Below are 5,940 nucleotides of genomic sequence, written 5' to 3' on the forward strand. Positions count from 1 at the left end.
TATCAATGAAAACAACTATTTTATTACCGGTAATCAGTCTTTTCTTATTCCTTGCATCTTGCACGAATCCTAGTGATAAGAAAGTAAATGATCAAACTTCCGAATCCTCCGAAAGTGGTGTAACCTCTACTGATTGGCAATCTCGTTACGATAAACTTGAAGCCTCCGATTTGTCCGACAATGTGATTCAACTGATTGGTAAAGAGTGGATGCTTGTAACGGCAGGCGATGAAAGTTCCTATAATACAATGACTGCCAGTTGGGGTGGTATGGGATACATTTGGGAACGTCCTTCTACCTTTATTTTTATACGCGATACCCGCTATACTTACCAATTCCTCCAACAGCATGAGAGTTTCACCCTCAGCTTCTTTAATGAAAAATATCGCAATGCCCTGCGTATATGCGGTACAGTGTCAGGAAGGAATACGGATAAGGTGAAAGAGGCCGGACTTATTCCTCTGGAAACTCCTTCAGGATTAATGAGCTTTGAAGAAGCACGAATGATTATTGAGTGCAAGAAGATGTTTATTCAGGAGTTGGACTATGCCAACCTGACCGAACCTTATAAATCAAAAATCATGGAAGAAGCTTATAAAAACGAACTTTCCAAACATCAAATGTTTATCTCAGAAATCGTCAATATTTGGATTAAGAAATAATATTCAACGAAATTTTGGTCAATTATTCCTTTTCATTGGTAAAAGACCAAAGTGTTTTTGACCAATTCTTGGAATTCATAGTCTTTTCTGTATATTTGCGCCCGCATTTTCTTAAGTATCACTTATATATAATTGTCCCTATAATCAGAATTTACTAAACTAGGTAGAGTTTATGGAGAAAATAAACGCAGTAATTACAGGAGTCGGAGGATATGTACCCGATTATATCCTAACCAATGATGAGATTTCCAAAATGGTCGATACCACCGATGAATGGATTATGGGGCGTATAGGCATAAAGGAAAGACGTATTTTGCATGAAGAGGGACTGGGAACTTCGTATATGGCCCGCAAAGCTGCCAAACAATTAATGCAACGTACGAATTCTCAACCGGATGAAATTGATCTGGTGATTGTTGCTACTACCACTCCTGACTATCGTTTACCTTCTACAGCCTCCATCTTGTGTGAGCGACTGGGATTGAAACGTGCTTTTGCTTTCGATGTACAAGCAGTTTGCAGTGGTTTCCTGTATGCGTTGGAGACGGGAGCAAACTTTATTCGCTCGGGAAACTACAAGAAGATTATCGTGGTAGGGGCTGAGAAAATGTCTTCAATCATAGATTATACGGATCGTGCCACTTGTCCCATATTCGGTGATGGTGCGGCAGCCTTCATGCTGGAACCTACTACGGAAGATTTAGGTGTAATGGATTCAGTGCTGAGAACAGATGGTAAGGGACTGCCTTTCCTGCATATTAAAGCAGGTGGCTCTGTATGTACTCCTTCGTATTATACGCTGGATAATCACATGCATTACATTTATCAGGAAGGGCGTACGGTTTTCAAATATGCCGTAGCCAATATGGCTAATGCTTGTGAAGCTGTCATTGAAAGAAACCATTTAAGTAAGGACGATATTGACTGGGTAATTCCCCACCAGGCCAACCAGCGCATTATCACTGCTGTAACGCAACGCTTGGAGATTCCAACAGAGAAAGTGATGGTTAATATTGAGCGTTATGGTAATACGAGTGCCGCCACACTTCCGCTTTGTATCTGGGATTTTGAAGATAAGCTAAAGAAAGGTGATAACCTCATCTTTACAGCATTTGGGGCAGGGTTTGCCTGGGGTGCTATTTATGTAAAGTGGGGATATGACGGAAAAAAGGAATAGTAGCCCGGGTTACTATTCCCTATAACTTTTCTTATTATAGCAACCCGGATATACAAATAGTTTATCTCATCACCTTTTGCCAAACCTTCATTCTATTTCTTTTTTTGAGTATCATATATATTGAAGTTATTATAAAATATTATCTTTGTGGGGAATCATTGCATGACAACACATTGTTAACCATACAATAACTTAAAAAACAACCAACGTATGAATCATGAACTATCGATGAGTGCCAACCAACTGGTGGCTGCTCTTCAAAAACCGGCTTCCGAATTTACGAAAGCAGACATTATTTCTTATATCAAGGAGAACGATATCCGCATGGTGAACTTCATGTATCCCGCAGCAGACGGGCGACTGAAAACATTGAATTTTGTCATTAACGACGCTGCTTACCTTGATGCCATACTGACTTGTGGTGAACGTGTAGACGGATCAAGCCTTTTCCCATTTATTGAAGCGGGCAGTAGCGACTTGTATGTAGTTCCGCGTTTTTGCACAGCCTTTATCGATCCTTTTGCTGAAACTACAACACTTTCCATGCTTTGCTCTTACTTCAATAAAGATGGTGAACTTCTGGAAAGTTCACCGGAATATACGTTGCGTAAAGCTTGCAAAGCCTTTACTGATGTAACCGGAATGGAATTCCAGGCTATGGGCGAATTGGAATATTATGTGATATCAGAAGATAGTGGACTGTTCCCTGCTACGGATCAACGTGGCTATCATGAATCTGCTCCTTATGCCAAGTTCAATGACTTCCGTACCGACTGTATGCTGCATATTGCAAAGGCGGGCGGACAGATCAAATACGGGCATTCCGAGGTAGGTAACTTCACGCTTGACGGTAAAATCTATGAGCAGAATGAAATTGAATTCCTGCCGGTACGTGCCGATCTGGCTGCCGATCAGCTGATGATTGCGAAATGGGTTATCCGTAATCTGGCTTATCAATATGGATATGACATTACGTTTGCTCCGAAAATTACAGCCGGAAAGGCCGGTTCAGGATTGCATATCCATATGCGTATTATGAAAGACGGCCAAAACCAGATGTTGAAAGATGGTGTACTTTCTGAAACTGCCCGTAAGGCTATTGCGGGAATGATGGAGCTTGCACCTTCCATTACAGCTTTCGGTAATACGAATCCTACCTCTTATTTCCGTTTGGTGCCGCATCAGGAAGCTCCGACAAATATTTGCTGGGGTGACCGTAACCGTTCCGTATTGGTACGTGTTCCGCTTGGATGGTCGGCAAAGACAGATATGTGTATGCTGGCTAATCCGTTGGAAGCTCCCAGCCACTATGATACTACACAGAAGCAAACTGTGGAAATGCGTTCTCCGGACGGTTCTGCCGATTTGTACCAACTGATAGCCGGATTGGCCGTAGCATGTCGTCATGGTTTTGAAATTGAAAATGCTTTGGAGATTGCAGAAAAGACCTATGTGAATGTGAATATTCATAAGAAGGAAAATGAGGATAAGCTGAAACAATTGGCTCAACTCCCTGATAGCTGTGCCGCTTCTGCCGATTGCCTGGAAAAACAGCGTGCTATTTTCGAACAGTATCATGTATTTAGTCCTGCAATGGTCGATGGAATTATCAGTAAATTGCGTTCCTATGAAGATCGTACCTTGCGTAGTGAAGTACACGATAATCAGGAAGAAATGCTGAAACTGGTTAATAAGTATTTCCATTGCGGATAAAGCAAAACTTGTATTTGTAGATAGGAGTATAGAATAGGGAGGTTCGGATGTAGAAGTCCGGATTTCCCTGTTTTCTTATGCAGGGGTATGTAGTTGCATTGGTAGAGCTTGAGAGAGCTTGTGGTGTATGGGACATCTGTTTTTCATGAAAGAATTGTGGTTCAGGTAAAACAATATCCCCAAAAGGGCTTGCTTTTCCAGTTGATTTTAATAGATTTGTTGTTTACTCAATAAATTGATTATAAAACAGAGCTTTATGACATCAAATGTGAAATCTTTAGTCTATAAGATGAATATAGTGGTTGACTGTAAAGATGCAGGAGTTGGAAGAGGCTGAATAAATACACAAGACAGTTACTGAACATTAAAGAATACACCATGTCCGAAATTGCGAACTATTTCCTTTATAGAAATGCCGAAGGCGAAACCGGTTTATCCGCTAACAGCATTGACGACCTGAATCTGGATGACCTGTTTGCCGAAATAGATTATTGTCATTCCAGTATAGGCAGGCAGTATTTGTATTATCTTCTGCTATCGGATAAAACCTCCGGCATGGAAAAGCAGGAAGCACTTCTGTCTTCATTGGCAACTCATACGGGGTTACGTACTCTTTTAAGCAATTCACTGAAAGAACTGGATAAACCGGATGCTTATTCCATCGTATCCATTCTGGAAAATGATAATACAGGAATTGGTGCCAAGGAGATGGTTCTTATTAATATCTGTCGGTTTCTGCCTTTGCTGTTTCTGGCTCTGATGCTGCTCACTCATTCGGGAGTGTTTCTTACTTTATTTGTCTTTTCATTCGTGGCAAATGCAGTGTTGCACTATCGTAATAAGGCGAAAATCCAGAGATACTTTTTCTCCATACCTCAGCTTCTGAAGATGATAAGGCAGGCGGGAAAGCTGGCGCAGAATAAGGAGTTTATCTCTGTAGATCCTTCTATCACGACTGATTTGAAGGCTGTGGAAGGTCTGAAGAAGTATATCTCTTATTTCCGTTTCAACCTCAGTCTGGATAACGACATGGCTATTATGTTTTATATGGTAGCGGAATTAATCCGGGTATTCTTTCTCCACGAGGCGTATGCGGTAGGCAGAACTTTTCATCTGTTGAAGGAGAAGGCGACGGCTATCCACAATGTTTACCGCTTCATCGGTTTTCTGGATTCTATTTTGTCTGTTGCCATCTTGAGGGAGGAGCTACCTTATTACTGTCTGCCGGGAGATAACAGGGCAGGGGAGCGATTGCGTACACAGGCAGTGTATCATCCTCTGATAGAAAACTGTATTCCGAATGATATGGTGCTTCATGAGAAATCGGCATTGATAACCGGTTCGAATATGGCAGGTAAGACCTGTTTCATGCGTACGATAGGAGTGAATCTGTTGGCAGCGAAAACACTTCATACTTGTTTCGCGGAAGTCTTTGAGATAAATACCGGAATTTCTCTTCTGTCCTCCATTCACCAGGGAGATAACCTAATGGAAAATAAGAGTTATTTTATGCAGGAAGTGACGACTATCAAAGATTTCGTAGATGAAAGCGGTCATGGGAACCATCTCTTCCTGCTCGATGAATTGTTCAGAGGGACCAATACCAAGGAGCGGATAGCTATTTCGAAAGCTGTGCTTTCCTGGCTGGTGAAAAGTGATAATCTGGTATTTGTATCTACGCACGATCTGGAACTGGCCGATATGCTGGAAGATGAATACGAATTATACTATTTCAGCGAGTCGGTGAAAGATGGTATCCTGTCTTTCGATTACAAGTTGAAACGCGGAGTTGCGACCGAGCATAATGCAATTAAGATATTGGAAATCTGCGATTATCCGGCTTCGTTGGTGAGTGAGGCCCATTCAATTACAAGTATATAATGAAAAACAGAGAGAGTGTAGGTATGATATCCCGCCTCCCTCTGTTTTTACGGTAATGAACAGATTGATTACTTCTTAGCTTCATCAGCCATAGAGTGCACTTTGCCTTTGATATCATTGGCTTTTTCAGCAATGACAGATGTTTCATTGGCCACTCTGTCAGCAACTTTTTCTCCGGCATACAATGCCTTTTCTTTAGCAGATTCGATCAGGCATTCGGTATGTCCTTCAATTCTGTGCAGGGCATCGAATACTTCTGCTTTCATTTTTTTTGCTCTTGCACTGCGGGCAAAGCCATAAGCCAGTGCTCCAAAGATTGAACCTATTCCAAGGCCAATCAAAAAGTGAGAATCTTTACATGTCATAATTAAACAGGTTTAATGGTTAAAAACTAAATAAATGTTCTATTTTGGTCAGAGAACAGAGTGCACAAGGCATTAGTTCAACGGGGAGGGAAAGAATTACTACTATTTCACAATTTATGAGAATCAGGAGTTGAATTAACTC

5 protein-coding genes are annotated in these 5,940 nt (G+C 41.3%); 4 read left to right on the plus strand and 1 reads right to left on the minus strand.

Features of this window, described 5'->3' with window-relative positions; all coding sequences use genetic code 11:
• The 4 genes from BACCELL_RS17510 to BACCELL_RS17525 form a co-directional block, all read left to right on the plus strand.
• Window positions 1-662 (plus strand): flavin reductase (locus BACCELL_RS17510; protein ID WP_007213297.1); only part of this gene is annotated, 662 nt, incomplete at its 5' end.
• A 172-nt stretch (window positions 663-834) separates the two neighbouring features.
• Window positions 835-1,839, plus strand: a complete 1,005-nt coding sequence (locus BACCELL_RS17515; protein WP_007213298.1) for a beta-ketoacyl-ACP synthase III — start codon at window positions 835-837, stop codon at window positions 1,837-1,839.
• 210 nt (window positions 1,840-2,049) lie between these two features.
• Complete coding sequence (locus BACCELL_RS17520) at window positions 2,050-3,552, plus strand: glutamine synthetase family protein (protein ID WP_007213299.1); 1,503 nt, start codon at window positions 2,050-2,052, stop codon at window positions 3,550-3,552.
• A 378-nt stretch (window positions 3,553-3,930) separates the two neighbouring features.
• Window positions 3,931-5,433, plus strand: a complete 1,503-nt coding sequence (locus tag BACCELL_RS17525) for a MutS-related protein (RefSeq protein ID WP_007213301.1) — start codon at window positions 3,931-3,933, stop codon at window positions 5,431-5,433.
• Window positions 5,434-5,501: 68 nt separating this feature from the next.
• Here the strand turns inward: BACCELL_RS17525 and BACCELL_RS17530 are convergent, their stop codons facing one another.
• A complete protein-coding gene (locus BACCELL_RS17530) occupies window positions 5,502-5,798 on the minus strand; it encodes a hypothetical protein (protein WP_007213302.1) in 297 nt (98 codons plus the stop codon).
• Window positions 5,799-5,940 lie beyond the last annotated feature (142 nt).

It is taken from the genome of Bacteroides cellulosilyticus DSM 14838 (assembly GCF_000158035.1).
GTDB classification, from domain to species: Bacteria; Bacteroidota; Bacteroidia; order Bacteroidales; family Bacteroidaceae; genus Bacteroides; species Bacteroides cellulosilyticus.